This window comes from Promicromonospora kroppenstedtii DSM 19349 (genome assembly GCF_000515355.1).
In the GTDB taxonomy this organism is placed as follows: domain Bacteria; phylum Actinomycetota; class Actinomycetes; order Actinomycetales; family Cellulomonadaceae; genus Promicromonospora; species Promicromonospora kroppenstedtii.
On record NZ_KI911728.1, the window covers coordinates 4309 to 8305 of the forward strand.

Below are 3997 nucleotides of genomic sequence, written 5' to 3' on the forward strand. Positions count from 1 at the left end.
CGCTCCGCGACGGCAGCGCGCGTGGTGTCCACGCTCACGACCGCGCCGCGCGCGGCGAGCTGCTCGATCACGGGCAGCACCCGGGCCAGCTCCTGGTCCTGCGGCACGCGGACGGACCCGGGCCGGGTGGACTCGCCGCCCACGTCCAGGATGTCCGCGCCCTCGCCGAGCAGCTCCAGCCCGTGCGCCACGGCGGCTGACGGCTCGAACCACTCCCCGCCGTCCGAGAACGAGTCCGGGGTGACGTTGACCACACCCATGACGAGGGTACGGCCTGCCCCGGAAAGCTCGGGCAGGCCGTGCACCCGGGCGTCCCGGGCGGTGTGGGGCGGGACGGCGGGCACCGTCACTTCCCGAGGATGAGGCTCATCGCCTCGGCTCGCGTCGCACCGTCCCGCATGACGCCGCGCACCGCGGAGGTGACGGTCCGTGAGCCGGGCTTGCGCACGCCGCGCATCGACATGCACAGGTGCTCGCACTGGACCACGACCAGGACGCCGCGCGGTTCGAGGATCTCCACCAGGGAGTCGGCGATCTGCGTCGTCATGCGCTCCTGCACCTGCGGCCGGCGCGCGTAGACCTCGACCAGCCGGGCCAGCTTGCTCAGCCCGGTGATGCGGCCGTCCACGTTCGGGATGTACCCCACGTGCGCCACGCCGTGGAACGGCACCAGGTGGTGCTCGCAGGTGGAGTACACCTCGATGTCCTTGACCAGCACCATCTCCTCGTGCCCGAGGTCGAAGGTGGTGGTCAGCACGTCCTGGGGCTCCTGCCGCAGGCCCGCGAAGATCTCCCGGTACGCCCGGGCGACGCGGGCCGGCGTCTCGCGCAGGCCCTCGCGCTCGGGGTCCTCGCCGACGGCGAGGAGAAGCTCGCGTACTGCCGCCTCGGCCCGTGCGGCGTCGTACGGCGGGACGTCCGCCGCACGACGCACGGGCGTGGACAGGGGTGTGATGGACCCGTCGGTCATCGTGGTGCTCCGGTCAGTTCGACTGGTCGGGGTGTGCGTCGTCCGACGGCGTCGGAGCATCCACCACGGCCTCGTCCTGCGGCACGACGGCGGGGTGGCCGTTCTGGGCCGCCAGCTCCTTGGGCGTCAGCACGGGGCCGCGCGTGTGCACGGTGCGCTGCTCGCTGGAGAGCCAGACGTCGCGCGCGGCGCGCTTCTCGACGGGCGCGAAGACGTCCGCGAGCTCCTTCTGGTTCAGCGTCTCCTTCTCGAGCAGGCGCAGCACCAGGTCGTCGAGCACGTCGCGGTACTGGGTCAGCACCTCCCACGCCTCGTCGTGCGCAGCCTCGACGAGCTTGCGCACCTCGTTGTCGATGGTGCCGGCCACGGCCTCGGAGTAGTCGCGCTCGTGCCCGTAGTCACGGCCCAGGAACGGCTCGCCCGAGCTGGTGCCGAGCTTGATGGCGCCGACGCGCTCGCTCATGCCGTACTCGGTCACCATCTTGCGGGCGATGGCCGAGGCCTTCTCGATGTCGTTCGAGGCGCCCGTGGTGGGGTCGTGGAACACGATCTCCTCGGCCACACGCCCACCCATGGCGTACGCGAGCTGGTCGAGCAGCTCGTTGCGGGTGGTCGAGTACTTGTCCTCGAGCGGCATGACCATCGTGTAGCCCAGGGCCCGGCCGCGCGGCAGGATCGTCACCTTCGTGACGGGGTCCGTGTACCGCATCGCGGCGGCCACCAGGGCGTGCCCGCCCTCGTGGTACGCGGTGATCTTCTGCTCCTTGGACTGCATGACGCGCGTGCGCTTCTGCGGGCCGGCCACGACGCGGTCGATGGCCTCGTCCAGCGCGCGGTCATCGATGAGCTGGGCACCGCTGCGGGCGGTGAGCAGCGCGGCCTCGTTGAGCACGTTGGCCAGGTCGGCACCCGTGAAGCCAGGCGTACGGCGGGCCACGGCCGCGAGGTCGACCTCGGGGACCATCGGCTTGCCCTGCGCGTGCACGTTCAGGATCGCCTCGCGGCCCTTGAGGTCCGGGGCCTCCACGGCGACCTGACGGTCGAAGCGGCCCGGCCGCAGCAGCGCGGGGTCCAGGATGTCGGGGCGGTTCGTCGCGGCGATCAGGATGACGTTCGTCTTGACGTCGAAGCCGTCCATCTCGACGAGCATCTGGTTCAGCGTCTGCTCGCGCTCGTCGTGCCCGCCGCCCATGCCGGCACCGCGGTGGCGGCCGACGGCGTCGATCTCGTCCACGAAGATGATCGCCGGCGAGTTCTGCTTGGCCTGCTCGAACAGGTCACGCACACGGCTCGCGCCCACGCCGACGAACATCTCGACGAAGTCGGAACCGGAGATCGAGTAGAACGGCACCCCGGCCTCACCGGCGACGGCGCGTGCGATCAGCGTCTTACCGGTTCCGGGCGGGCCGTACAGCAGCACGCCCTTGGGGATCTTGGCGCCCACGGCCTGGAACTTGGTGGGCTCGGCGAGGAACTCCTTGATCTCCTGGAGCTCCTCGACGGCCTCGTCCGCACCGGCGACGTCGGCGAAGGTCACCTGCGGGGTGTCCTTGCTGACCAGCTTCGCCTTGGACTTGCCGAAGCCCATGACCCGGTTGCCGCCACCCTGCGCCCGCGACAGCAGGAACCAGAACACGACACCGATCAGGAGGAACGGGATCAGCACCGACAGCATGGAGGACCAGAAGCTGGGCTGTGGCACCTCCGAGTCGAACCCGCCGGACGGGTCGGACTTCACGATGGCGTCCTCGACACGGTCGCCCTGCGGCTGCGTGTAGAAGAACTCGACCGTCTTGCCGTGGTCGACCTCCTCCGCGGCGTCGCCCTCACCCTCGGTCGACTTGTACGCCTTGGTGAGCTCGAGCTCGACCCGCTGCTCGCCGTCGACCATGAGGGCGTGCTCGACTGTGCTGCCTTGCAGCAGCTCGATCCCCTGTGACGTCTCGATTCGCGAGACGTTGGGCTGGTTCAGTGCCGAGATGGCCAGCGTCACCACGACCAAGGCGACCAGGATCCAGATGACAGGCCCACTCAGAAGCTTCTTGATGTTCATCGGCGACGGGGACTAGGCCCCGTTTCCCTCCGCTCGCGCAGTATGTATCCGTCGAAACTACATGGTCTCCCTGAGAGGAGCCCCGAGTGTTCGCCCAGAGCATGTGACTCCTGGACCACACTCGCCCAGACGCGACGAACCGCCAGGGACGGGCATCTCGCGGCGCCTCGTGGGCTGAGAGGTCAGCCCCCGTAGACGTGCGGTGCCAGGGTGGCAACGAACGGCAGGTTCCGATAGTTCTCCGCGTAGTCCAGGCCGTAGCCCACGACGAACTCGTTGGGGATGTCGTACCCGAGGTACTTCACGTCCACGTCGGCCTGCGCGGCGTCCGGCTTGCGGAGCATCGAGGCGATCTCGACCGACTCCGGCCCGCGCGAGCGCAGGTTGGAGACCAGCCAGGACAGCGTGAGACCCGAGTCGATGACGTCCTCGACGATGAGCACGTTGCGCCCGGTCAGGTCGGAGCGCAGGTCCATGAGGATGCGCACCACCCCGGAGGACTTGGTGCCCGAGCCGTAGGAGGAGACCGCCATCCAGTCCATCTGCGCCTTGTGGTGCAGGCGACGGGACAGGTCGGCCATCACCATGACCGCACCCTTGAGCACACCGACCAAGAGCAGGTCCTTGCCCGCGTAGTCCGCGTCGATCTGCGCGGCCATCTCGTCGAGCTTCTTGCCGATCTGCTCCTCGGTGAGCAGCACCTCTGCGAGGTCGGGTCCGACGTCGGACTGGTCCACGAGTCACTCCTGAGTTGTGGTGGGGGGTCTGACGCCGGTCCAGCCGTCCGAGTTCCCGGTCGGCGCGGCGCGCAGGAAAAGCCTGCCACACGCGCGCCGTGCCCGTGTCCCGCCGGGGAGCTGCGTGGGACCCTGACCGGTCCAGGACACGACGAGCGCGTCCAGCGCGTCGACGTGCCGCGTCGTGGTGTCGGTGGGCCGGGAGCCCGCCGCGAGCGCCGCGAGGCGCAGGGCCCG

The 3997-nt window shown here is 69.8% G+C and carries 4 protein-coding genes and 1 pseudogene; all 5 read right to left on the bottom strand.

What is annotated here, in order from left to right:
- The coding region (locus PROKR_RS21565; protein ID WP_245605920.1) for a dihydropteroate synthase at positions 1–260 on the bottom strand (260 nt) is incomplete at its 3' end.
- A gap of 86 nt (positions 261–346) precedes the next feature.
- Positions 347–970: a GTP cyclohydrolase I FolE gene (folE, locus tag PROKR_RS21570; protein ID WP_036967236.1), complete on the bottom strand. Its 624-nt coding sequence runs from the start codon at positions 968–970 to the stop codon at positions 347–349.
- Between the two features lie 13 nt (positions 971–983).
- The gene (gene ftsH / locus PROKR_RS21575) at positions 984–3023 is read right to left on the bottom strand and encodes an ATP-dependent zinc metalloprotease FtsH (protein WP_036967239.1); all 2040 of its coding nucleotides are present in this window, start codon (positions 3021–3023) and stop codon (positions 984–986) included.
- 182 nt (positions 3024–3205) lie between these two features.
- On the bottom strand, positions 3206–3760 hold the full coding sequence (gene hpt / locus PROKR_RS21580) for a hypoxanthine phosphoribosyltransferase (RefSeq protein WP_020017934.1): 555 nt from the start codon (positions 3758–3760) through the stop codon (positions 3206–3208).
- Between the two features lie 3 nt (positions 3761–3763).
- Positions 3764–3997 (bottom strand): annotated as a pseudogene (locus PROKR_RS37000) (TilS substrate-binding domain-containing protein); the annotation flags it as partial.

Coding starts and splice junctions, on each gene's coding strand:
- folE (WP_036967236.1), bottom strand. CDS start 970: ATGACCGACGGGTCCATCACACCCCTGTCCACGCCCGTGCGTCGTGCG.
- ftsH (WP_036967239.1), bottom strand. CDS start 3,023: ATGAACATCAAGAAGCTTCTGAGTGGGCCTGTCATCTGGATCCTGGTC.